Source organism: Rhodococcus sp. MEB032, from assembly GCF_030208925.1.
Lineage (GTDB): Bacteria > Actinomycetota > Actinomycetes > Mycobacteriales > Mycobacteriaceae > Rhodococcus_F > Rhodococcus_F qingshengii.
The window spans coordinates 39,969-63,358 of the sequence record NZ_JARVSY010000010.1; the positions used below are offsets into that span (position 1 = coordinate 39,969).

Annotated in this window: 22 protein-coding genes; 8 read left to right on the top strand and 14 right to left on the bottom strand. The window is 62.3% G+C overall.

The features are described 5' to 3' along the window. Positions 1-3 precede the first annotated feature (3 nt). Positions 4-1,215 carry a low temperature requirement protein A gene (locus QRN54_RS10370; protein WP_285181957.1) on the top strand — a complete coding sequence of 404 codons (1,212 nt, stop codon included), beginning with the start codon at positions 4-6 and terminating at the stop codon, positions 1,213-1,215. A 10-nt stretch (positions 1,216-1,225) separates the two neighbouring features. Here the strand turns inward: QRN54_RS10370 and QRN54_RS10375 are convergent, their stop codons facing one another. The 7 genes from QRN54_RS10375 to QRN54_RS10405 all read right to left on the bottom strand — a co-directional run bounded on the left by QRN54_RS10375 (position 1,226) and on the right by QRN54_RS10405 (position 8,806). Next, on the bottom strand, positions 1,226-2,464 hold the full coding sequence (locus tag QRN54_RS10375) for a helix-turn-helix domain-containing protein (protein WP_285181958.1): 1,239 nt from the start codon (positions 2,462-2,464) through the stop codon (positions 1,226-1,228). 106 nt (positions 2,465-2,570) lie between these two features. Further along, entirely contained in the window at positions 2,571-3,968 is a 1,398-nt protein-coding gene (gene lpdA, locus QRN54_RS10380; RefSeq protein WP_151098121.1) for a dihydrolipoyl dehydrogenase, read from the bottom strand. A gap of 6 nt (positions 3,969-3,974) precedes the next feature. Next, positions 3,975-5,492, bottom strand: coding sequence for a dihydrolipoamide acetyltransferase family protein (locus tag QRN54_RS10385; RefSeq protein ID WP_283552182.1), 1,518 nt, complete (start codon positions 5,490-5,492; stop codon positions 3,975-3,977). A 2-nt stretch (positions 5,493-5,494) separates the two neighbouring features. Continuing rightward, positions 5,495-6,544, bottom strand: coding sequence for an alpha-ketoacid dehydrogenase subunit beta (locus QRN54_RS10390; RefSeq protein WP_007733466.1), 1,050 nt, complete (start codon positions 6,542-6,544; stop codon positions 5,495-5,497). A gap of 10 nt (positions 6,545-6,554) precedes the next feature. After that, entirely contained in the window at positions 6,555-7,478 is a 924-nt protein-coding gene (locus tag QRN54_RS10395; protein WP_051649553.1) for a thiamine pyrophosphate-dependent dehydrogenase E1 component subunit alpha, read from the bottom strand. 236 nt (positions 7,479-7,714) lie between these two features. Continuing rightward, on the bottom strand, positions 7,715-8,176 hold the full coding sequence (locus QRN54_RS10400) for an RNA polymerase sigma factor SigD (protein ID WP_007733468.1): 462 nt from the start codon (positions 8,174-8,176) through the stop codon (positions 7,715-7,717). Positions 8,177-8,239: 63 nt separating this feature from the next. Next, entirely contained in the window at positions 8,240-8,806 is a 567-nt protein-coding gene (locus QRN54_RS10405) for a hypothetical protein (RefSeq protein WP_063315911.1), read from the bottom strand. A gap of 253 nt (positions 8,807-9,059) precedes the next feature. Here QRN54_RS10405 and QRN54_RS10410 point away from each other — a divergent pair, with 253 nt between their 5' ends. Genes QRN54_RS10410 through QRN54_RS10425 form a run of 4 tightly spaced genes read left to right on the top strand, consistent with a single transcriptional unit; the run spans position 9,060 to position 12,236 of the window. Beyond that, complete coding sequence (locus tag QRN54_RS10410; RefSeq protein ID WP_003939689.1) at positions 9,060-9,716, top strand: hypothetical protein; 657 nt, start codon at positions 9,060-9,062, stop codon at positions 9,714-9,716. Then, positions 9,709-10,272, top strand: a complete 564-nt coding sequence (locus QRN54_RS10415; protein WP_054781865.1) for a hypothetical protein — start codon at positions 9,709-9,711, stop codon at positions 10,270-10,272. The genes QRN54_RS10410 and QRN54_RS10415 overlap by 8 nt, the downstream gene beginning before the upstream one ends. A gap of 12 nt (positions 10,273-10,284) precedes the next feature. After that, positions 10,285-10,962 carry a response regulator gene (locus tag QRN54_RS10420; RefSeq protein ID WP_042451205.1) on the top strand — a complete coding sequence of 226 codons (678 nt, stop codon included), beginning with the start codon at positions 10,285-10,287 and terminating at the stop codon, positions 10,960-10,962. Beyond that, on the top strand, positions 10,959-12,236 hold the full coding sequence (locus QRN54_RS10425; protein ID WP_285181962.1) for a sensor histidine kinase: 1,278 nt from the start codon (positions 10,959-10,961) through the stop codon (positions 12,234-12,236). Before QRN54_RS10420 ends, QRN54_RS10425 begins: the two co-directional genes overlap by 4 nt. 64 nt (positions 12,237-12,300) lie before the next feature. Here the strand turns inward: QRN54_RS10425 and QRN54_RS10430 are convergent, their stop codons facing one another. The 3 genes from QRN54_RS10430 to QRN54_RS10440 all read right to left on the bottom strand — a co-directional run bounded on the left by QRN54_RS10430 (position 12,301) and on the right by QRN54_RS10440 (position 16,465). Further along, positions 12,301-14,016 carry a glycerol-3-phosphate dehydrogenase/oxidase gene (locus tag QRN54_RS10430; RefSeq protein ID WP_285181963.1) on the bottom strand — a complete coding sequence of 572 codons (1,716 nt, stop codon included), beginning with the start codon at positions 14,014-14,016 and terminating at the stop codon, positions 12,301-12,303. Between the two features lie 48 nt (positions 14,017-14,064). After that, a complete protein-coding gene (gene glpK / locus QRN54_RS10435) occupies positions 14,065-15,573 on the bottom strand; it encodes a glycerol kinase GlpK (RefSeq protein ID WP_003939742.1) in 1,509 nt (502 codons plus the stop codon). 64 nt (positions 15,574-15,637) lie between these two features. Then, a complete protein-coding gene (locus tag QRN54_RS10440) occupies positions 15,638-16,465 on the bottom strand; it encodes an MIP/aquaporin family protein (RefSeq protein ID WP_285182224.1) in 828 nt (275 codons plus the stop codon). 239 nt (positions 16,466-16,704) lie between these two features. On the opposite strand from QRN54_RS10440, the gene QRN54_RS10445 reads away from it, so the two are divergent. After that, positions 16,705-17,688, top strand: coding sequence for a sugar-binding transcriptional regulator (locus QRN54_RS10445; RefSeq protein WP_007733475.1), 984 nt, complete (start codon positions 16,705-16,707; stop codon positions 17,686-17,688). Here QRN54_RS10445 and QRN54_RS10450 read toward each other — a convergent pair. Further along, positions 17,623-18,426, bottom strand: coding sequence for a TetR/AcrR family transcriptional regulator (locus QRN54_RS10450; protein WP_007733476.1), 804 nt, complete (start codon positions 18,424-18,426; stop codon positions 17,623-17,625). The genes QRN54_RS10445 and QRN54_RS10450 overlap by 66 nt on opposite strands. Before the next feature lie 93 nt (positions 18,427-18,519). Here QRN54_RS10450 and QRN54_RS10455 point away from each other — a divergent pair, with 93 nt between their 5' ends. Then, a complete protein-coding gene (locus tag QRN54_RS10455; protein ID WP_285181967.1) occupies positions 18,520-19,473 on the top strand; it encodes an ATP-binding cassette domain-containing protein in 954 nt (317 codons plus the stop codon). Then, positions 19,470-20,231: an ABC transporter permease gene (locus QRN54_RS10460; RefSeq protein ID WP_285181968.1), complete on the top strand. Its 762-nt coding sequence runs from the start codon at positions 19,470-19,472 to the stop codon at positions 20,229-20,231. Before QRN54_RS10455 ends, QRN54_RS10460 begins: the two co-directional genes overlap by 4 nt. Before the next feature lie 92 nt (positions 20,232-20,323). On the opposite strand, the gene QRN54_RS10465 is transcribed toward QRN54_RS10460, so the two are convergent. The 3 genes from QRN54_RS10465 to QRN54_RS10475 all read right to left on the bottom strand — a co-directional run bounded on the left by QRN54_RS10465 (position 20,324) and on the right by QRN54_RS10475 (position 23,361). After that, the gene (locus QRN54_RS10465) at positions 20,324-20,686 is read right to left on the bottom strand and encodes an FKBP-type peptidyl-prolyl cis-trans isomerase (protein WP_003940440.1); all 363 of its coding nucleotides are present in this window, start codon (positions 20,684-20,686) and stop codon (positions 20,324-20,326) included. Positions 20,687-20,756: 70 nt separating this feature from the next. Further along, positions 20,757-22,055, bottom strand: coding sequence for a citrate synthase (locus QRN54_RS10470; protein WP_003940509.1), 1,299 nt, complete (start codon positions 22,053-22,055; stop codon positions 20,757-20,759). A 358-nt stretch (positions 22,056-22,413) separates the two neighbouring features. Then, on the bottom strand, positions 22,414-23,361 hold the full coding sequence (locus tag QRN54_RS10475) for an aldose 1-epimerase family protein (protein ID WP_003939677.1): 948 nt from the start codon (positions 23,359-23,361) through the stop codon (positions 22,414-22,416). Positions 23,362-23,390: the final 29 nt, after the last annotated feature.

The following is a 23,390-nucleotide window of genomic DNA, read 5'->3' on the forward strand; positions in this document are numbered from 1 at the left end:
TGTATGTCGGAACTCGGAAATGAACCAGACTCGAAGCAGAAGGCGGTGCTCGAGCGACACGCGTCATGGATCGAATTGTTCTTCGACCTCGTCGTGGTTGCCGGTATCGGTCAGCTGGCTCACCTGCTCCACGGTTCGCCGTCGTGGTCGGATGTCGCGCTCTACGCGTTGCTCTATCTCGCGTTCTGGACCGCGTGGGCGACGTTCACGATGTACGGCAACGTTGCCGGCGACCGGGTCCGAATTCCGAGCATGCTGATCGCCATGTTCGGACTGGCCGTCATGATGGCGGCCGTGGCCGGCATCCACGACAACCATGCGCTGGCCTTCGCTGTCGCCTACGTGGCCGTACGTCTGCTGGCGAGTCGGGTGTGGCACAACGGCCAGATAGTCGTGGACTGGCCGATCGCCCAGATGTCTCTCGGTGTGATCCCGTGGATCGTCTCGTTCTGGTTCGAGGGCGAAACTCGGTTCTGGCTCTGGACCGCCGGTGTGACCATCGACCTGCTGATCATGTTCGTCGTCTCCGGCAGCGCGATCATGGAAGACGCGCAGGAAAAGCTCGACCGCATCATCAAGGTTCGCGGGTTCAAGGACGACCGGATGCCCGAACTCGAAGCCCTGCACTCCGATCGGGCTCACCTTGCCGAGCGCTTGGGCCTGTACGTCATCATCGTGCTGGGCGAGGGTGTGATCCTCGTGATTTCTGCGGCCTCGAAGCTCACCTGGGACTCGACGGTGGTCAGCCTCGCAGTCGGATCGTTTGTCCTGCTCTCGGGCATGTGGGCTCTCTCGCTTCTCTACGGCCACGCCGGTGTTCCGCACCTGCAGCCCGAGAAGTTTCCCGCTCGCATCGACATGGCGCTGCACTGTTTCACCACCGGCGCTATCGCGGTTCTGGTCGCGGGGCTCGGAGCGGCAACCGAACACGGCGCGGAGCACACGCCCGCGAACCTGCGGTGGTTGTTGTGCGGAAGCATCGCAGTCTATTTCGGAATCAGCCTGGTGGCAGGGCTGTTCGCGCGATCGGACCGACGGTGGCTGCTCGGCTGGGCGCTCCCGTGCACCGCCATCCCCATCGTCATGGGCATCGTCGGCACGCACATGAGCGCCACGTGGATCATCTGGGTGCTGGTGGCCACCGTGTCCTGGCAGAACGGCTACGAGTACGCGCAGGTGCGGCGTTCGCGCCGCTCTGCTGTGCGCCTTTATTAACCCCCCGCGGTTAATAAAGGCGCACAGCAGGGGCGGTTTTTACCCTCACCGCCGGGTCGAAGCGATAGGGCTGAGCCAACAGGATTCCGGCCAATCGCTTACGCAACCTCGACATCTCGGCCCGGACGGTCACCGTCTTGCGCGGATCGCCGAACAACTGTGAGGCGAGCTGCGAGGCCGTGAGGCCCTCGGGCGCCTGTGTCAGAGCCACGAGGATCTGCGAATGGCGCGGGCTGAGGTCGATACTCCAGCTCCCCATTGCCGAGGAGTACCGCAATTCCATCGCATTCGGATCTTGCACATCCAATTCGACTTCTGCACAAACCGTTCCGGACGCCGGATCCATCTGAGGGCGGATGAGCCAACCACCCGGAAGCGGCTCGCACACACATAGTCCGAGCGACGGGAGCCAATGCTCGCCGCTGCTCATCACTTTCGGCAGTGCGATTCTGTAGATCGGCGCCATCGAGTCCACCGCCGCGACCCAGCCACTGCGGTCCACGACCACAGTCGGCTGACTCGCGCGAGCCAGCGTCGATGCCGAGATCATCCGGAGCTGATCCAATCCGATTCGATGCTTCTCCCGCAGTGCGGATTCCGCCAGCCTGGCCACACTGTCCACCAGAGCGAGAGTCGACGGGTGGACCGTGTCTGCTGCGCCGGCGACGTTCACGACGGCGATGGCCCGGCGACTACGCGGATCTCGAACCGTCGCCCCGGAGCAGGTCCACGGATGCTGCGAGCGCGAGTAGTGCTCGGCCGAGAACACCTGCACTGCCGAACCTGATGCCAAGGAAGTGCCGATCCCGTTGGTACCAACAGCTTCCTCGGTCCACGACGCACCCTCGATCATCCCGAGCCGTTCGGCCCGATCCAACATTCGACTGGACCCGTGTCGCCAGAGGATACGTCCGTAGCGGTCCGCCACCACGATCAGATTCGCGTCGTCCGGGCCGACGAGTGGTGCCAGACCGTGCACCGCCTCGTCGAAGATCTCCGCCATGCCGGCTGCGCGTCTGCCTTCTTCGATCTCGGATTCGCGGCCCGTCTCGGTGATCGAGCACCGGTCCGGATCGAGTCCGAGCGCACGCAAACGCGACCACGAATTCGCGATGACGGAGCGCGGACGCGCAGGCGGCTTGCATCCCGACATCGTTGCTTCGTACACGGATTCGAGAACACGTGCGTACTGCGCCGGGTCTTCACCACTGGCCAGGGCCGGTTCGAGTCGATTCGTTTCGCCGATCACACTCCAGTCCTATGTGACGGGGTCATCGAAAGCGAGCGTTGCACCCGGTTGCAGAGTTGTTCGCGTGCGTGAACGAAAGGACGGCGTTCACGCACGCGAACGGTGCTCACGCGTTGAGGGGTCTCCCCAGCGCCGAGAGCACAGACTCGTGCATTGCCTCCGAGAGCGTCGGATGAGCAAACACGACCTCGGCGAGATCCTCGCCGGTGGCTTCGAGGGATCGAGCGATACCGAAACCCTGAATCTGCTCGGTCACATCCGGACCGACCATGTGCGCGCCGAGAAGTTCCCCGGTATCGGCGTCGAAGATCGTCTTGACGAAGCCTTCGGCCTCGCCGATCGCCAGTGCCTTGCCGTTCGCCTGCAGGTCGAAGTGTCCGACCCGCAGCGCGCGACCAGTACCGGCGCACTGCTTCTCCGTCAGACCCAGGCTCGCCACCTGTGGGCGGGCATACGTGCACCCCGGAACGTAGTCGCGATCGAGCGGATGAACGTCGGGCACGCCTGCCAACTTTTCGACGCACAGGACAGCTTCGTGGCTTGCCTTGTGCGCCAGACATGGAGCGCCCGCGACGTCACCGATCGCATAGATCCCGAAAGCGCTGGTACGGCACCACTGGTCGGTGACGATCGCACCGCGCTCGATCTCGACGCCCAGAGCCTCCAACCCCAGATCCTCGACGTTGCCGGTGATTCCGGCCGCCACCAACACCCGGTCCACGGTCAACGACTCGACACCGTCGCTCGTCTGCACATTCACCTGGACGGCGTCGTCGCCGACGGTCACCGCCGACACCGAGGCTCCGGTGTGAATCGTGATGCCACGCTTCTCGAACTGCTTGCGAACGAAGGCCGAGATCTCTTCGTCCTCGACCGGCATGATGTGTGGTGCCATCTCGACGATGGTCACCTCGGTTCCGAGATCGCGGTACAGGCTGGCGAATTCGACTCCGATCGCGCCGGACCCGATCACGAGCAGCGACTTCGGCAGTTCCTTCGGGACGAGCGCGTCGAAGTAGGTCCATACCCGATCACCGTCGGGGGCAACGCCGGGAATCGAACGCGGCCGGGCACCGGTTGCAATGATCACGTGGTCGGCTCGATACGTCTGTCCTCCCACGGATACGACGCCTTTGTCCACCAACTTCGCGGCGCCTGAGATGGCGTCGACGCCGTTCTTCTTCATCAGATAGGCAACACCGCCGGACAACCTCTCCGAAACCCCTCGGCTGAACGACACCAACTTCGAGATGTCGAACTGGACAGACGCCGAACTGAATCCGTATGTGTCGAGTTCACTCAAGGTATGCGCGACGTCCGCGCCGTGCAGCATCGCCTTGGTGGGGATACAACCCCAGTTGAGGCAGATACCTCCGAGGCGATCACGTTCTACCAGCGCGACGCTCAACCCCAACTGGGCAGCCCGGATCGCCGCCACGTAACCACCGGGGCCGCCACCGATGACAAGAACGTCGTACTTATGCGACGTATTGTTTTCCACCACAGCCCCTTACACCAACATCAGCGCGGGAGAAGCGACAAAGCGCTGGAGCTCCCGAAGGAAGGTCGCACCCAGGGCTCCGTCGATAACCCGGTGATCGCACGAGAGGGTCACGGTCATCACGGTCCGGGCAGAAACACTGTCACCGACCACCACCGCGCGCTTCTCCCCCGCACCTACGGCAAGGATCGCTCCCTGGGGCGGATTGATGATCGCGTCGAATGCCTTGATCCCGAACATGCCGAGGTTGGACACCGTGAAGGTTCCGCCCTGGAATTCTTCGGGACGAAGTTTGCCGGTCTTCGCCTTGGTGGCCAACGAGAGCACCTCACCCGAGATGTCCGCCAACGACTTGGTATTCGCGCTACGCACGATGGGCGTGATCAGCCCGGTCGGAAGTGCAACTGCCACCGAGACATCCGCCGACGCGAATCGAAGAACCGAGTCGTTCGCGGCATCGAACTGGACGTTCACGTCCGGCACCTTCATCAGTGCAGCCGCGCAGGCCTTCACGATGAAGTCGTTGACCGACAGCTTGACCGCCGGGACAGTCGAATTGATCTCCTTGCGCAGAGCGAGGAGCGCATCGAGCTCGAGATCCGCCGTGAGCCGGAAATGGGGAGCCTGCTGCTTGGACGCCTGCAACCTGCCCGCGATTGCCGATCGCATGGGCGTGAACGGAATTGTGTCGTACTCGGGTTCGACGGCAATGGTTCCCGTCTCAGCCGCCGCCTCGGGCAGGAGCTGCGCGGAACGAGCGGCGTCGTGCACATCGGCGACGCAGACGCGCCCCCGCGAACCCGTCGGACGACAGTCATGCAGGTTGACGCCCAGTGATCGGGCAGTTCTGCGTGCGACCGGGGTGGCAGGCACGGCACTGTCGTCGGCGGTCGATCGCAGCGGGAGGCCGGATCTCGCGGCCGGCACTACCGGCGCAACAGTGCCACCGGCGTCACGAATCGCGTCGTCGATGTCGCGGACACTGATCCGCCCGAGGGGACCGGTACCCACTACGGCGGCGAGATCGATTCCGAGCGATTCGGCACGTCGGAGTGCGCGAGGACTCGCAAACACGTCGCTCTGCGTCGTGCCCTGCAGAACACTCGGTACGACGGTGGAACCGGTTGGTGCAGGTTTCGCTGCAACAACCACCTTCGCAGCCGGTGTAGCCGCAGGTGTCACGGGAGCCGCCGGCGCAGCAGCTGGTGACGGTGCCGGCTCTTCCGCCGGCGCGGTTGCGCCGCGGGCGGCGAGGAACTGCTCGATCTCCGCATCCGTCGCGGACGCATCGGCGGACACACCGATCACGGCGCCGACGGGCAGAGTCTGCCCCGGTGTGCCGACGATCTTGCGGAGAACACCGTCGAACGGCGCCTCCAGCTCGTTGGTGATCTTGCTGGTCTCGATCTCACAGATCAACTGGCCCTTGGTGAACGAGTCACCTTCCCCGATGAGCCAGGCGTTGACCAACCCCTCCTCCATGGAGAGCCCCCATTTGGGGATGTCGATAGCTTTGATGTCAGCCATGATCAGGCTCTCACCAGCTTGCGAACCGACTCTTCGATGCGCGCCGCGTCAGGCAGCCAGGCAGTTTCGAGGGTCGGGGAGAACGGAACCGGCGTGTGCGGCGGAGTGATCAGTTCGATCGGCGCTTTCAGGTAGTTGAATCCCTTGGTGGCGATCAGCGCGGCTACGTCGTGCCCGAAACCGCAGCGGGCGGCGGATTCGTCGACGATCACGACGCGTCCGGTCGATGCGACGGATTCGAGGATGCCGTCCTCGTCCAATGGTGAGACGGTACGAGGATCGACAACCTCGACCGAAATACCCTCGGCGGCCAGCTTGTCTGCTACGTCGTTGGCGCGGTTCACCATTGCGGACAACGCGATGATCGTGACGTCGTCGCCCTGCCTGGTGTAGTTGGCGACGCCGAACGGAATCGCGTACGGCTCGTCCGGCACTTCGTCCTTGAGGTCGTAGAGAACCTTGTGCTCACAGAAGACGACGGGATCGTCGTCCCGGATGGCTTGGATGAGAAGGCCTTTGGCGTCGTAGGCGTTGGACGGAGCGACTACCTTCAGGCCAGGCACCGCCGCGAACACGTTGTACGGAGACTGAGAGTGCTGCGCAGCGGCGGAGAACCCTGCGCCGATCATGCCTCGCACCACCAGCGGGGTTCTGGCCTTGCCACCGAACATGTAGCGGAACTTGGCAGCCTGGTTGTAGAGCGCGTCGTAGGAGACTCCGAAGAAGTCCATGAACATCAGCTCGGCGACCGGCCTCAGTCCGGTCAGTGCGGCTCCGGCAGCCATTCCGATGATCGCGGATTCGGTGATCGGGGTATCGATTACACGCTCCGATCCGAACTCCGTCCACAATCCCTTGGTGACACCCAGGACACCGCCAAATGCCTCGATCTTCTTCGTCTCCAGATCGGGATTGGTACCGGCATGCCCACCCCGTACGTCCTCACCGATGAGAACGACGCTCGGGTCGCGTTGCATTTCTTGGGCGATGGCCTCTTTGACGGCCTCGCGGTAGGTCTTCTTCGACACGTTCTCGGCTTCCACGCTTGTCATCTCGGGCTCCTCAGTACGACACGTAGACATCGGTCAGCAGATTCTCGACGGGTGGATACGCCGCGGCACGCGCCTTCGCTACCGCCTCGTCCACCAGCACTCGCGACTGCTCGTCCACCGCGTCCAGATCAGCGGTGCTGACCTTCTTCACATCCACGCTGCTACGGAAATTCTTGAGCGGATCCTTGGTTTCCCGTAGTTGCGCAACCTGTTCCGCCGTGCGGTACAGCTGCGCGTCACCCTCGAAGTGGCCGTGCCAACGGAATGCCGCCGCCTCGATCGTGGTGGGGCCACCGCCGGTCCTGGCGCGCTCCGATGCTTCCGCCATCGCGTCGTAGACCGCGAAGAAGTCGGTGCCGTCCACCTTGACGGCAGGCATGCCGAAGGATGCGGCGCGCGCGGCGATGTCGGGTGCACCAACTGCGTAGTCGGTTCCGGTGGCCTCACCGAATCCGTTGTTCTCGATCACGAAGACGATCGGAAGGTCCAGCACCACAGCCATGTTCATCGCCTCGAAGACGGTTCCCTGGTTGGATCCACCGTCACCCGTGAACGACGCTGCGATGACACCGTTTCGAAGCGTCTTACCACTCAGTGCTGCACCGATCGCCAACGACGGGGCTCCGCCGACAATCGCGTTGGCGCCGAGCATTCCCACGGACAGGTCGGCGATGTGCATCGAGCCGCCCTTACCGCGACACAGGCCGTCGTCCTTGCCGAAGATCTCGGCCATCATGCCGTTCAGATCACAGCCCTTGGCGATGCAGTGCCCGTGACCGCGGTGAGTGGATCCGATGTAATCGGCGTCGCTCAGGTTCTCGCACACTCCCACCGCGATGGCTTCCTGGCCCGAGTAGAGGTGAATGAAGCCGGGGATGTCACCGGTTGCATTCTCTTCGTGCAGTCGATCCTCGAACGCACGGATGCGCGACATCTTCTCGTACGCCTTCAGCAATGCATCCCGGTCCAGCCCTGAATGAGGCTTGGCGCCGGTCCTTTTCGATCCTGGGGTTGTCGGCTTCTGCGCCGTCCGTTGAACCACAGTCACACTCCTCGTTCTCGATCACTCGTCGCCATGCAGTGTCGTGTAGGTCACGGGCGAAGGGAAAGAGTTGCGTGAGGTTGCCGGGAGTTGCGAAGGGTTGCAGCTGTTGACTTTCGAGCGTTGATTCAGGCGCCGCTCAGGCTGTCGCGTCTGATCTTGGCCAGCGCGCGGTGTTGGGCGAGTTCGACGGCGCTCGTTGTCGTTCTCAGTGACAGCGCCGTCTCGCGCACGTCGAAGCCGACAACGATGCGAGCTACCAAGACGTTGCGTTCTGCGGCCGACAGATCACCGAAGGGCAGAGTGAGTCGACTGGAGGCAGGTAGCGAATCGATTTCGCGACTGATCGCGTCGTACAGATGCGCGAGGAACGCTTCTCCGGCACGTCTACGTCGCCGAATGTCGGACAGGACGGATCGGCAGATACCGACGGCAATACGATCAGCGTCGAGCGGTCGCAGTTCGGCACGGCAGCGCCGCGTCACCAGAGGCACGATGCGTTGAAGGAGTTCTGCAATCGCGTCCCGATCCCCTCGGGACGCATCGTCGGCAACACTGTCGATCGAACGTCCACCTGCCCTGCTTGTCATTCCGATCTCCCCCTGCTTCGGCTCTTGGTCGAATTCCCGACTACTGCTCAGGTTTTGAAGTCGCTAGGGGCGTATCGGCTCGGGGCAGATCCCGGTTTGTTCCCCGATGATGTTGATCTCGGCGTTGGAACGAGGGTCAGCGCCGTAGTTGATCTGGTCGGTGCATTTCTCGGAGGGCTCGACGGCATCGGGCGGGAGCGGCGCCGGGCATGAACCCATCTGCTCTGCGATGCTGTTGATCTCCGCATTCGAACGAGGGTCACCCACATAGTTGATCTGATCGGTGCACTTGGTCGACTCGGTAGCCGGACCAGGGGTCGCAGGGGCAGCCGCGCTGGTCGAGACCGGGGTCCAGGCCGGCGCTGCTCCGCCCGCCGGGACTCCGGGGGTGGATGCGTCCGTACCGCCGCCCACCGAGTTCGAGCCTTCGACTGTCTCCGAAGTGGTCGCTGCGGTCAGCGGCGGTGGGGTCGTAGACGCCGCAACCACCGATGTAGTCGTCGGTTCGTCTCCTGGAGCGCTGTTGTCATCACTCGAACACCCTGTCATCGCGCACACCACCCCGATCGTCAGTACGGCGAGCAGCACTCGCAGACGCCGAGTCTTGTTGGTCAGCAATAGTTCAGGCATTTGCTCTCACACTCCTCGATACGCGGATCAGCTCGTTCCGCCCAAGCGGTGAACACCGACGTGACTCACTCTAGGAGCCTGATTCCATCGGTTTCGTAACAGAATTCCGTCGGTCGCGTACCAACTCTCGACGGTCCTGACATTCATACGATTACGTAACGGTGGGTGGCAAAACTCCGATATCGAGATCACCTGTGATCGTATGAAAACGCACATGCCGATGAGAGGGTTCGCAGCGACCGGGGAGGGGAACGTGTTGTATCGGAGTGACATCTGCGGCGGTCGATCAGACCGTACTCGCAGCCTGTTCGGTACAGCGCTCGCGGCAGCAACCCTCGGAGCGTCCGTGATCACCGGCTGCGCGTCCACCCAGGGCGTTGTGATCGAAGGCGATGTCGCTTCCACCGGGTTGCCCGTCACACAACCTGCAGACCTGGCCAGACGGGTTGCCGAAAACTCGAGGTTGGGCCGGGCGCTCCTCGACGATCCTGGGGTGTCCGAGGGAGTGAAGACAGAACTTCGGTCGTGCCCTGACTGGTATCCGATCTCGGTCGGGTCCATCCTTCTCGATCCAGGCGCACCGCGTATCGTGCCGGAGACCGAACTCGTCGTCATGAATGTGTATCCGTGCCAACCGGCCCACCAACCCGGGACCGGAGTGTCGATTTCGGTCAACCTTGCCGGCTACGTCTACCGCAGCGGCAAGGCCGGTTCGAGTGAAGACGATCCCGAACTGGGTGAGCGCCTGTTCTCCGTCGAAGAGCGCGGAAAGTTCATCGTCAGCGGTCAACGCGCCGCGAGTTTGTCTGTCCTGGAAACGGATCCGCGGCCACCGGAGTTCGAATGTTGCCCCCGTCCACCACTTCGGACCGAGTTCCACTGGGATGGAATGGAGTTCATCCGTGATTGATCGCCGTCGCCGCGCGATGCTCGCCGGTGTTTGCCTGCCGGTCGCGTTTGCTCTCGCCTCCTGTTCCACCGAGCCTGAATCAGAACCCACTCCGAATATCGCAGCATCACTCGACCCCTCGGATCTCTCACAGGGCTTGAGCATCGATCCTGTTGCCCTCCTCAGAGCAGACCCGGAAGTGTCCGATGCGGTCAAGGACAGTCTCCGACTGTGCGGTGATGCGAACTTCCCCTACGAAATCCGGTACTCCCCCGTGACAGGCGCCGTTTGGCAAGATGCCGTCGTCAATGTCTTCACCTGCGAGTCTGTCGGCATCTGGGGACGACCGGCCCCACCGGTCAGCTTCATGGTCGCCGGATTCGTCTACCAGATCGACGAATCGGGCGCTCACAAAGTCTTCGGAGTGCAAGACCCAGGACGCTACGTCGTCGGCTCAACCGGAGGATTGTCGGTCATGGTCGACCTGTGCAAAGACCCCGGCATTCCGGAGTTCTGTCAATCGTCGACTGCATACAAGTGGACCGGTGAAGGGTTTGAGAGTGTTCCGTTCCCATGAAAGCGAAGGCCGATGACCGATCCGTTGATTTTGCTGGTCGAAGACGACGCTGTCATCCGCGAAGCAACGCAATTGAATCTCGAACGCAACGGGTTTCGGGTGATCACCGCATCGGGTGGGTTGACCGGAATGGATATGGCGCTCGACGCCAAGCCGGATATCGCCGTCCTCGACGTGATGCTTCCCGACCTGAACGGAATCAGCCTGTGCCGGCGCATTCGTGAGGAACTGTCGGTGCCGGTCATCATGCTGTCCGCGCGCGACGACCCGGTCGACATCGTTCTCGGATTGGAAGCCGGTGCCGACGACTACGTCACCAAGCCCTTCGACAGCGGTGTCCTGGTGGCCCGTATCCGAAGTGTGCTCCGGCGGGTCGAATCCCATTCCGGTACGGAGAAAGACATCGTGACTCTCGGCGATCTGGAGATCGATCGCGAGTTGGTGACCGTCACGCGTTCGGGCGCCGAAGTGGCTCTCACGCCCACCGAAATGAAGCTGCTCCTGGTCATGGTGAGTGTGCCGCGCAAAGTCTGGTCTCGCTCCGAACTGCTCTCGGACGTCTGGGATTACGACTGGGGCGGCGATACGCGCATCGTCGACGTTCACGTTCAGCGATTGCGCACGAAGATCGGCTCCGAACAGATCCGGACCGTCCGGGGGTTCGGCTACACGATGGACAACCATCGGTGAGATCGCGGGATCTCGCCGCCAAGCTCCCGTCCACCGGGAGGCGGTTGTCGTTTCAGTGGAAGATCGCGGCGGCCATCACGTTCGTGATCGCCGTCGCCTCGATCACGCTCAGTACCGTGATGCATCAAACCTTTTCACACAACCAAGAGGATGCAGCGCGGGCGGCAGCTGATCGCAATCTCCAACTGGTGCTGCAGGACGAAACGGGCAGCATGCGTGCGCTGTTCCGCGCCACCACAGATGGTCTCGACGTTCCGGAAGAGTTGCGCGAGGCCGTGGCGGGCGGCAAACGTGCCACCAACCTTGTCGACAGCGGGGACCAGCCATTCGTCTGGGCTGCTGCCGACGTCAACACTCAGGTGGTGGCGATTCGCGTCCCGTACACCGCGCAGCGGGAATCGATCGCCAGCGTCGATCGGACACTTCGCAACGCCACCGTCGCAGTGATCGCAGCGGGTGCCGTCCTGGGTGTGCTGCTTGGACTCGCGATGTCGTATCGATTGCGCTCGGCCGCCCGTGCGGCCCGCAAAGTGTCTACCGGAGCGAACATCCGCGTCCGCTCGGTCACCTGGTCACTCTTCGACGACGAGATCACCGAACTGGCGGATGCAGTCGACGCGATGTCCGATGCTCTACGGGGACAACTGGACGCCGAAAAGCGCGTGACAGCCAACATCGCGCACGATCTCAGGACGCCCATCTCCGGACTGGTCGGCGCCGCAGAGCTCCTGCCACCCGGTAGGCCAACCGAATTGGTGCGCGACGGCGTCCATAAACTCAGGAGGCTCGCCGAGGACGTCATCGAAGTGGCACGCCTCGACACCACCTCCGAGCAGGCAGACATCCAATCGGTGGAACTGGCGCCGGTGGTGCGTCACGCGATTTCCACCACAGGAGTCGAGTGTGAAGTGAGTGTTCACGGCACCCCCGTGTCGTACACCGACGCGCGCAGACTGGAGCGGATCATCGCCAACCTGATCTTGAATGCTCGCAATCACGGAAAGTCGCCGATCAATGTCCACGTCGACCACTCCCGCATCACGGTCCGAGATCGGGGCGTCGGGTTCACTGAAGAGTGGCTTCGCCAGGGGCCGAAGAGATTTCAGACCAACTCCGTCGAACGCGGCCCGAACTCAGGCCTGGGCCTCGGCTTGACGATCGTAGTGGGACAAGCGGCGGTCATCGGCGCTCGTATCGACTTCGCGAACCATCCGAACGAGGGCGCGGTTGTGACGATCGACCTCCCTGAATGTTCGGCAGACGAGTTCGATTGACACCGAGGCAGTTCGGTCGATCGGCCGGGACACAGCGTCCCGGCCGATCATTGGTGTCCCGGACTCAAACCTGTCCGACAGTGACTCCGGTGCGAACGTCCGGTGCACCGAGGCGCGCCGCATCAGCTGTGAGGTCATCGGGCTGCTCCTGAGATTCCCGCTCGGCTGCGACGCGCAACCGGTAGTGCTCGATCTCCTCGGCAATGTGCTCGGGAGTCCAACCCAGCACCGGCGCAACCAGTTCCGCCACTTCGGCAGCTGCCGCATCGCCGCGATCGGTAACCTCGATGGAGATGCGGGTACGACGGGTGAGGATGTCGTCGAGATGCTGCGCACCCTCATGGCTCGCAGCGTAGTGGATCTCCGCCTTGAGGTACTCGGGGGCGGAGTCCAACGGCTGCCCCAGTTCCGTTCGCGCCGCGACGAGTTCGAACAACTCGTCAGCCAGAGTGCCGTACCGACCCAGTAGGTGCTCGATGGTCGAAACGTGCAGTCCCGTGCGCTCAGCGGTGAGATGCCGATTGTTGTGCGCGGCAAAGTAGCCGTCGGCACCCACAAGTTGGATACGCTCGGTGCAGGACTTCGGCACCTTCTGTTCCAATCCGTGCACCGCGGAATCGACAGCGTCCTTGGCCATCACGCGGTAAGTGGTGTACTTGCCACCGGCGACCACCGTCAAACCTCGGACCGGACTCGACACCGCATGCTCACGCGAGAGAGTGCTGGTCGAATCCGATTCGCCGAACAGCAACGGACGCAACCCCGCGTACACACCGACGACGTCCTCGTGCGTCAACTCGTCTTGAAGGAGCTTGTTGACATGTCCGAGGATGTAGTCGATATCGCTTCGGCTCGCTGCCGGATGGGCGAGGTCGAGGTTCCAGTCGGTGTCCGTCGTGCCGATGATCCAGTGGCTTCCCCACGGAATCACGAACAGCAGACTCTTCTCGGTCCGCGTGATGATTCCGGTAGAGGAGTTGATGCGGTTTCGCGGGACGACCAGGTGCACACCTTTCGAAGCGCGAACCTGGAATTGTCCTCGACCACCTACCATTTCCTGAATCTCGTCAGTCCACACACCGGCGGCGTTGATGACCTGACGAGCACGGATCTCGAACGCGCGACCTGTTTCCAGATCCACGGCCTTCACCCCGACTACGCGGTCCTCCTCACGGAGAAAGCCGATTACGCGGGTGCTGTTGACGCACAGCGCGCCGTACTCGGCCGCCGTGCGCGCCAGCATCATCGTGTGGCGGGCGTCATCTACCTGACCCTCGTAGAACTTGACCGAACCCCGGATAGCAGAGCGCTTTCCGGACGGGAACGATTCGAGAGTCTTCTTCTTGCCCACATGCTTGTGGTGTGAGGGAACCCCGCGGCCTGCGCCCATCACGTCGTAGACGCCGATGCCCAGACCGACGTAAGGCCGGTCGATCAACTTCTCGAGTGGGTAGATGAACGGCACCGGCTTCGCGAGATGCGGGCACAGCGAATTCAGAACCAGCGACCGCTCACGCAGTGCCTCGAACACGAGCGCAAAATTGAACTGCTCGAGGTAACGCAGTCCGCCGTGGAACAGCTTGCTCGACCTGCTCGAGGTTCCGGACGCGAAGTCACGAGCCTCCACCAAGCCCACCTTCAGACCGCGAGTTGCGGCGTCGAGCGCGCTACCCGCTCCGACCACGCCACCGCCGATAACGAGGACGTCGAGTTCGGTTTCTTCCAACTTCTTCAGCGACTCCGCCCGCGAGGACGGACTCAATGCTTGTGCTGTGCTCATGAAAACTGTTCCTTCACTTGAAAATAGGTAGAAATGGGGGCGCCGCGATCAGTCTGCGTCGACCCAGTCGAGTGTCCGAGTGACGGCTTTCTGCCAGCCTGCATACAGGCGCTCACGCTCGGCCGAATCCATCGACGGCGTCCAGCTCTTGTCCTTCGCCCAGTTGCTGCGAATGTCGTCCTCGCTCTCCCAGTACCCGACCGCGAGACCAGCGGCGTACGCAGCGCCCAATGCCGTGGTCTCCGCAACGACAGGGCGGATCACCTCGACGTCGAGCAGATCGGCCTGGAATTGCATGAGGAGTTCGTTCGCGACCATTCCGCCGTCGACCTTGAGAACCTTCAAGTCGACACCCGAGTCGAGGTTCATCGCCTCGATCACCTCACGACTCTGGTACGCAGTCGCTTCGAGCACCGCCCGGGCAAGGTGCCCCTTGTTCACGAACCTTGTCAGACCGACGATCGCACCGCGTGCATCCGCGCGCCAATGCGGTGCAAACAGGCCCGAGAACGCGGGCACGAAGTACGCGCCACCGTTGTCGTCCACAGAGCGCGCGTTCACCTCGATGTCGGCCGCGTTGTCGATCATGCCGAGGTTGTCCCGAAGCCACTGGACCAGCGAACCGGTCACGGCGATCGATCCTTCCAGTGCGTAAACCGTTGGCTGCTCACCGATCTTGTAACAGACCGTCGTCAACAAGCCGTTCTTGCTCATCACCTTTTCGGTGCCGGTGTTGAGGAGCACGAAGTTGCCGGTTCCGTAGGTGTTCTTCGCTTCTCCGGGCGAGAGGCAGGCCTGACCGAAAGTCGCTGCTTGCTGATCGCCGAGGATTCCGGCGATCGGCACGCCGGACAACGTTCCGCGTTCGCGCACGAATCCGAAAGTTTCGGACGAGCTGCGAATCTCGGGGAGCATCGATTCGGGGATGCCCATGTCGGCGCAGATCGCCGAATCCCAAGCGAGAGTGTCGAGATCCATCAACAGAGTGCGCGACGCGTTGGTGGGGTCGGTAGCGTGCACTCCGCCGTCGACGCCGCCGGTCATGTTCCACAGCACCCAGGTGTCCATCGTGCCGAAGCACAACTCGCCTGCTTCGGCCTTCTCACGCGCGCCCTCGACGTTGTCGAGAATCCACTTGACCTTGGGGCCCGAAAAGTACGTGGCCAACGGCAATCCGGTGACTTCGGTGTACTTCCTGGGGCCGTCTTCGCCGGCGAGTGCAGTACAGATTCGATCGGTGCGTGTGTCCTGCCAGACGATGGCGTTGTAAACGGGCTTTCCGGTTGCTCGTTCCCAGACCACTGCCGTCTCACGCTGATTGGTGATGCCGACGGATGCGATGTCGGCCGCGGTCAGATCTGCGTTGGCCAAGGCGCCCGCGGTGACGTTGCGGACGTTGTCCCAAATTTCGATCGGATCGTGTTCGACCCAGCCTGCCTGCGGAAAGATCTGTGTGTGCTCGTGCTGTTCGACAGCGACTACGTGCCCACTGTGATCGAAGATCATGCATCGCGTGGAGGTGGTTCCCTGGTCTATCGCGGCTACGAACTGCGCCATCGTGCTACCCCTTTGGTGTCGAAGAAAGTGCGAAAGATTTACTGTCAGAGATGATGATTCGCCATCAGGCCGGTATCGTGGCCGGCTCCTCGGCTGCCTTCTCCACCGACTCGTCAGGCAGGAATCGACCAATCAGCTTGTCGTAGAGAAACACCCCGATCGGAGCGCCGATCAGCGGCCCCACGATGGGCACCCAGAAATACAGGCTCCCGTACTGATCTCGCCAGGCGCTGCCGTAACCGGTGAGATACGACGCCAGCCGCGGACCGAAGTCACGGGCCGGATTGATGGCGTAACCCGCGTTGGTCGCCCATGCGAATCCGATTGCCACCACGATCAAACCGATGACGAAGGGCGCAAGATTCGCGAGCGGCGGAGTTCCCCGAGTATCGGTCACCGCAACGATGAGGAACAACAGGATCGCCGTGCCGATGATCTGATCTATCAGCGCTGATCCCAGACTGACCGGGAGCGTTCCGTTTCCGGGCATCGTCGAGAAGATCGTCTGAGTCGCCGTTGTGTGTCCGGGATCGATGGCATTGAGCATGTCGTTGTAATTCCACCGGACGATCAGGGCCGCGACAAAGGCTCCAGCGGTCTGCGCCAGCGTATAGGGCAGGACCTTGCGCCAGGAGAATCCCCGGAAGATCGCAAAGGCGAAGGTCACTGCGGGGTTCAGATGAGCACCCGTCACCCGGCCTGCGACATAGATGCCGAACATGACGCCGAGTCCCCAGGCCCACGCGATACTGTCGTGTCCGCCGAGACCCCCACCGCTCCCGCCGGACACAACCTGCGCCACAACTCCGACGCCGAACAAGATCAAGATCATCGTTCCGGCGAACTCGGCTGCCAACTCGCCTGGAAGCCCTAATCGCTTGGCTTTCTCCATCCCCACCCTCACTTCGTTGTGATGCATGTCATAGTTTGGTTTGCTGCACCCGTAGCGTAAGGCCGTTTGCACATTCACGCATAGCTCGTGCACATATGTGCAAATGGCCCATTTGCGCACCGTAACGCGGGTAACAGACACACTTCTGGGACTTTGCGTGATCGAGCGCCTCGGCCTGGGCCTACTCGGATAAGATTCGGTTCAATGCTCTTGCACGTACGTGCAGACAGGACGAACCCATGGAAACTCCCACTTCGGACTCCGCTACCTCCGATCCGGCGGACCCGCGCATCGCCGACGCAGTTCAGGCCGCACGCCTCTACTACTTCCAGGACCAGACCATGGCTGCCATCGGCCGCGACATGGGGGTGTCCCGATCCACCGTCTCCCGATTGATCACCTACGCGCGCACCTCGGGTCTCGTCGAGATCAAGATCAGCACCCCGCACGGCCAGGCTCCTCGCATCGAACGCGAGTTCTCGGAACGGTACGGAGTGCGCGCCCACGTGGTGACCGTGCCGGAACTGGTGGGAGATCTCGAGCGACTCGAAAAGGTCGCAACCTTTGCCGGACGCCTGCTGGCGTCGTTCTTCGACAGCGACATGGTGATGGGGATCGCCTGGGGAACCACACTCAGTGAAGTCAGCAAGCACCTTGCCCCCAAACGCACGTACAACTCGTACGTCGTGCAACTCAACGGCGCCGCGAATACTCGCACCACCGGGATCTCTTACGCCAGCGACATCATCAGAACCATCGCCGACGCCTACGGTGCTCTGCCACAAGGATTTCCGGTGCCTGCCTTCTTCGACTACCCGGAAACCCGGGAGCAACTGTGGCGCGAACGAAGCATCAAACGCGTCTTGGACATGCAGAAGCGAATGGACCTGGCAGTCTTCAGCATCGGCGTACCGGGCGGCAACGTACCGAGTCACGTCTACACCGCCGGATACCTCGAACCCGATGAAGCAGAAGCACTTCGACGCGACGGAGTGGTCGGCGACATCGCAACCGTCTTCTTCCGGTCGGACGGGAGCTACCGCGGAATCGAACTCAACGAGCGCGCGAGCGGCCCGCGACTGGACCTTTTCGAGAAGGTCGCCAGGCGCGTGTGCATCGTCGCCGGAACAGCAAAACTGCCGGCCCTGGAGGGAGCACTACGGGGCGGGCTGATCACCGATCTGATCATCGACGACGTCAGCGCCACCGCGCTGGTGTCCTGACCGCTGCACCAGCTTCTCGATTCCGTCGAGAAGTAAGCCGAGCGAGAAACTGAAATCGAAGGCATCGTCGCCGGCGGCCTCACCCTCCGGGCTGCCGTCCTCGAAGCCGCCTTCCTCGATTGCGGCACTCAGGTAGGGGAATCCCTCCCGATTGATGACACGAGCAATGAGAGCGCCGTATGCGACGTCGTCGTCTGCCGACTGCGCTGAACGAGACGCCAGGTCAGCCGAGAATCGAGCGCGGCCGATGACGAACAACGACACGTTGGTCACCACCTGGAACTTCGACGCGGCGCTCAGGGCGACCCCGTCGAGGGCGCTCAGACCCGCGTCGAGCCACGCCATGTTGTTGGGCCCGGTCGGTGGAGCCGTGATGGGCAGCTTGAGCCACCACGGTCGACTCAGCATCGTGGCGTACTCCTGATTCGCCCACGCCTCGAGCTTGACACGCCAGGTCACGCCGTCGGGAATTACCGGCGGCGGCCCGATCACCCGATCCGAAATCAGTTCGATCAGTTCGTCTTTGCTTGCCACGTAGCGGTAGAGCGACATGGTCGTGAACCCGAGCGCTTTGGCCACGCGGCCCATCGACAGAGCGGTGACGCCTTCTGCGTCGGCCAATTCGATCGCGGTGTCGAGAATTTGCTCGAGACTGAGCCCCTTCTTCGGACCCCGCGTTCCCGGCTGGTCCAGTCCCCAGGCCAGTTCAACTGCTCTCGGTAGCGCTCCGCGATCCATAAGCTCCCACTCTTCACTCTTGCCATCATCCTAGAACTGTGTACGCTATAAACACGAGTTTATGATATACACAGTTCTTAATTGGAGGTCTCGATGTCAGGAACGATCCCCGCAATCTCGGTCCGCGGACTCCGTAAGCGCTACGGCGATCAACAGGTACTGGCTGGACTCGACCTGTCGGTCCCGGCCGGATCGGTGTACGCCCTCCTCGGCGCGAACGGCGCCGGAAAGACCACGGCCGTAAGAATTCTCACCACCCTCATCCCCTTCGACGGAGGTGAGGTCACGGTCGCGGGGCATTCACTGCCCGGAGATCCACAGAACGTTCGGCGACGCATCAGCGTGACCGGGCAGTACGCAGCCGTCGACACCTTGCTGACCGGATTCGAGAACCTCACCCTACTGGGCGAACTGAATCACCTGGGCCGGAAGAACTCCCGTCGCCGTGCCGAGGAATTGCTCGACCAGTTCGTTTTGACGGACTTCGGCGACAAACGCGCCGGCAACTACTCGGGCGGCATGCTCAGACGACTCGACATCGCAATGAGCCTCGTCGCCCGACCGGACGTCGTCTTTCTCGACGAACCCACCACCGGCCTGGACCCGCGAAGCCGCCACGACATGTGGTCGATCGTTCGAGGACTCACAGCGTCAGGCGTCACCATCTTCCTCACCACCCAATACCTCGACGAGGCAGACGAATTGGCCGATACGGTCGGCGTGCTGAGCGGCGGCCGCATCGTCGCCGAGGGAACACCGGACGAACTCAAACGCCCTGTTCCCGGCGGCCACGTCGCACTGCAATTCGAGAACCTGGCCCAACTCGAACTCGCCGCGGCATCACTGCCGCAGGCGCATTCGAATGCCGAGACCTTGACCCTGCACATCCCTTCCGACGGGGCAGTTCCGTCGATCAAAGCGATCCTCGACTCGATCGACGATCCGTCGATCACCGTCGAGAAGTTCTCCGTTCACACTCCGGATCTGGACGACGTGTTCTTCGCGCTCACCGGATCAGGCCAACCCGAGATTGCGAGCGTTCGATGACCTCCACCATTGCAATCGATTCCGCGGTGATGCTCCGCCGGAATCTCAAACACGTTCTGCGCAGTCCGGATTCGATGATCACCGCGATAGCCCTTCCGGTCATGCTCATGCTGCTGTTCGTCTACGTCTTCGGCGGAGCCATCAACACCGGTAGCGAGTACATCGACTACGTCGTGCCAGGAATCATCCTTCTGTGCGCCGGTTTCGGCGCCTCGACCACCGCGGTCAGCGTCTCGAGCGACATGAAGGACGGGATCATCGACCGTTTCCGGACCTTGGCGATCTCTCCGTCGTCGGTCCTGACCGGTCATGTACTGGCCAGCGTCGTCCGCAACGTCCTGACTACGGCGATCGTGGTCGTCGTTGCGCTGATCATGGGATTTCGCCCGACCAGCGATCCGTTGCGCTGGCTCGGCGTCGCCGCTGTGATCGTCGCCTTCGTCTTTGCCATGTCGCACCTCTCGACAGCTTTGGGACTCTTGGCCAAGAACCCGGAGGCTGCAAGCGGATTCACCTTCGCCATCATGTTCCTGCCCTACGTCAGCACTGCTTTCGTACCGGCTCAGACCATGCCGTCCTGGCTGCAGGGATTTGCCCGGCACCAACCGGTGACTCCGATCATCGAGACTGTGCGCGGACTCCTGATGGGCACGCCGATCGGAAACAGCGCGGCCATCGCCCTCGCGTGGTGCCTGGGCATCGCCGCCGTGGGATTCGTGTGGTCGAACTGGCTCTACCGACGAAAGACCGCGAGCTGACCACACAAGAAAGCCCCACACCTGACGGTGCGGGGCTGCTTGTGCTGTGCGCCTTTATTAACCGCGGGGGGTTAATAAAGGCGCACAGTGGATTACTTGGCGTCCAGCAGATCGATCACGAAGACCAAGGTCTTGCCGGAAAGCTGGTGCCCTGCACCGGCGGGGCCGTATGCCAGCTCCGGCGGAATGGTGAGCTGACGGCGTCCGCCGACCTTCATGCCCGGGATGCCGTCCTGCCAGCCCTTGATCAGGCCACGAAGCGGGAACTGAATGGACTCGCCACGGCTCCAGGAAGAGTCGAACTCTTCGCCGGACTCGAACTCGACACCGACGTAGTGAACGTCGACGGTGCCACCGGGAACGGCTTCGGCGCCTTCTCCGACAACCAGATCCTTGATGACCAGATCGGTCGGCGCGGGGCCTTCCTGGAACTCGATTACGGGCTTGCTACTCATGGGTCCTCCTCGTTGAGGCGAAATGTTGGGTACAGAAGACTAGCGGGTGGTGATATCGCTAGGTCACGCGTCAGCGGGACGTGATGTCTCTGTAGTCACGCTCGGTGTAGCCGGTGTAGATCTGGCGCGGGCGGCCGATCTTCGTAGCCGGATCCTCGTGCATTTCACGCCAGTGCGCAATCCAGCCGGGCAGACGGCCCATGGCGAACAGCACCGTGAACATGCGCGGCGGGAAGCCCATCGCGCGGTAGATGAGGCCGGTGTAGAAGTCGACGTTCGGGTAGAGCTTGCGCTCGATGAAGTAGTCGTCCGTGAGGGCGGCCTCTTCGAGTTGCATTGCGATGTTGAGCAGTTCGTCGTCGCCGCCGAGCTTGGCGAGGATGGTGTGCGCGGTTTCGCGGACCAGCGCAGCGCGCGGATCGTAGTTGCGGTAGACGCGGTGCCCGAAGCCCATGAGCTTCACGCCGTCTTCCTTGTTCTTGACCTTGCGGACGAACTCGGCTGCGGTGCTGCCGCTGGCCTTGATCTCGTCGAGCATCTCGAGCACTGCCTGGTTGGCGCCGCCGTGCAGCGGGCCCCACAGTGCGTTGATGCCGGCCGAGACGGAGGTGAACAGGTTGGCGTCCGACGAGCCGACCATACGCACGGTCGACGTGGAGCAGTTCTGCTCGTGGTCTGCGTGCAGGATCAGCAGCATGTCGAGTGCCTTGGCGACCTCGGGATCACCCTGGTACGGCTCGGCGGGGAAGCCGAACGTCATACGCATGAAGTTCTCGACCAGGTTCAACGAGTTGTCCGGGTACAGGAACGGCTGTCCGACGGACTTCTTGTACGCGTACGCAGCGATGGTCGGCAGCTTCGCGAGAAGACGGATGGTGGACAGTTCCACCTGCTCCGGATCCTCGGGATCGAGCGAATCCTGGTAGTACGCCGACAATGCGTTCACTGCGGACGAGAGAACCGGCATCGGGTGAGCGTTGCGCGGGAATCCGTCGAAGAACCGCTTGAGGTCCTCGTGAAGCAGGGTGTGTCGACGGATGCGGTCCGTGAAGGACTCGAGCTGGGCGTCGGTCGGCAGTTCGCCGTAGATCAGCAGGTAGCTGACCTCGATGAACGTCGACTTACCTGCCAACTGCTCGATGGGATATCCGCGGTAACGCAGGATTCCCTTCTCACCGTCGATGTAGGTGATTGCAGAACTGGTGGATGCAGTGTTCACAAAACCGGGGTCAAGGGTGGTGTACCCCGTTGTGGCCAGCAGCTTTCCCAGCTCGATGCCGTCATTGCCCTCTGTTGCCCTGGCAATGGACATCGTGTACTCACCACCGGGGTAAGTAAGCGTGGGCTTTGTGTCATTGTCAGCGGGCACGAAGGATCCCTCTCAAGCTCGAACCAACGAGTAACTACATGCGATCAACTAGAAACTAGTCGCACGGGAGAGATCGTGCCGAAGGAGGGTCGCTCCACGGCTATTTTTCGGGTACTCACGAACCCGACATACCCACCGAAACTGAAACATGTTCCAGTCTGGGCTTTCCCACTCGCGTGACCGGTACTCCAGTCTACGGAATCGCGCATTTACCCACACTGATCTGCAAATCTCGGCTGCAATTCGCAAATGGGAGCAACGTCGGACCTTCCGGACCACTGACACGGGGTACTGAAAACCGATCGTTATCGGCTGATGCCTACTTGGTGTTACACGATCCCACGGTATGAGAGCCGGATCACAGCGCCTTGATGCCCCAGCTACCCGTCCACGTCTGACCAGGATGAAGCACCAGGAGATCGATGCCCGAGTTGAAGGCGTCAGGCGGGCAGGTCATCGGCTCCAAAGCCAATGCGCGCCCACGGTCGGGATACCCCTTGTCGTTGGCGGGATCTGCGATGAAGGCCTGAATCCACGGGAACTCGCGGTTGGTCCACAGGGCAGTGCCCGTTCCATCCGGAGCCAGCAGCTCGTGTTGCGTGCGACCACTGCCGTCGACGACGTCCAATGCGCTGTACGGAGTGTCCAACTGCACCCCGGCAAGCAGTCTCGGTGTCCGGAAGTCGTAGTCCGTACCGGCGACTGCCTGCGAATACGCGTTCGGCAGCATCCTCGCCGGATCGATCGGCAACCGCGTGCCTGCTGCCAGATGCAGAGCACATTCGTCGAGCGGAAAGTCGCCGGCGCGAATGAAGGTGTGCATTCCGAGCCCGAACGGCGACGAGGTCGCACCCTTGTTCGTGGCCGTGTGCGTGACGGTCAGTCCGTCGGCACCGACCTCGTAGGCGACCGTCAGCTGCAACGGATAGGGCCAACCCTTGTGAAGTCCCACGTCGACCGACAGTTCGACGCGCTCGTACGTGTGGTCCACGAGGCTCCAATTGCGACGCCGGACGAACCCGTGGCTCGCGTTCCCCAGCGCAGGTTCGGTGATCTCGAGTTGATGCTCGATCCCGTCGAACATGAAGTGCCCGTCGCGAATTCGGTTGGGCCACGGCGCGAGAACCAATCCGGCCGACAGCGGTGGCTTCGATCCGAGTGCCCAGGTCTCGGTCAGCGCGCGCTGACCGTTCGGTCCTTCGTGATCGAGTAGCCGCAACCCGGCACCGGCCGCGGCGATCTCGGCTCGATAGCCTCCACCACGGATCTCGAACCCTCCCCTACCCGTGCTGTGCGGCGCAGTCATACGTACCAGTTTCCACCACGAGCGACCGG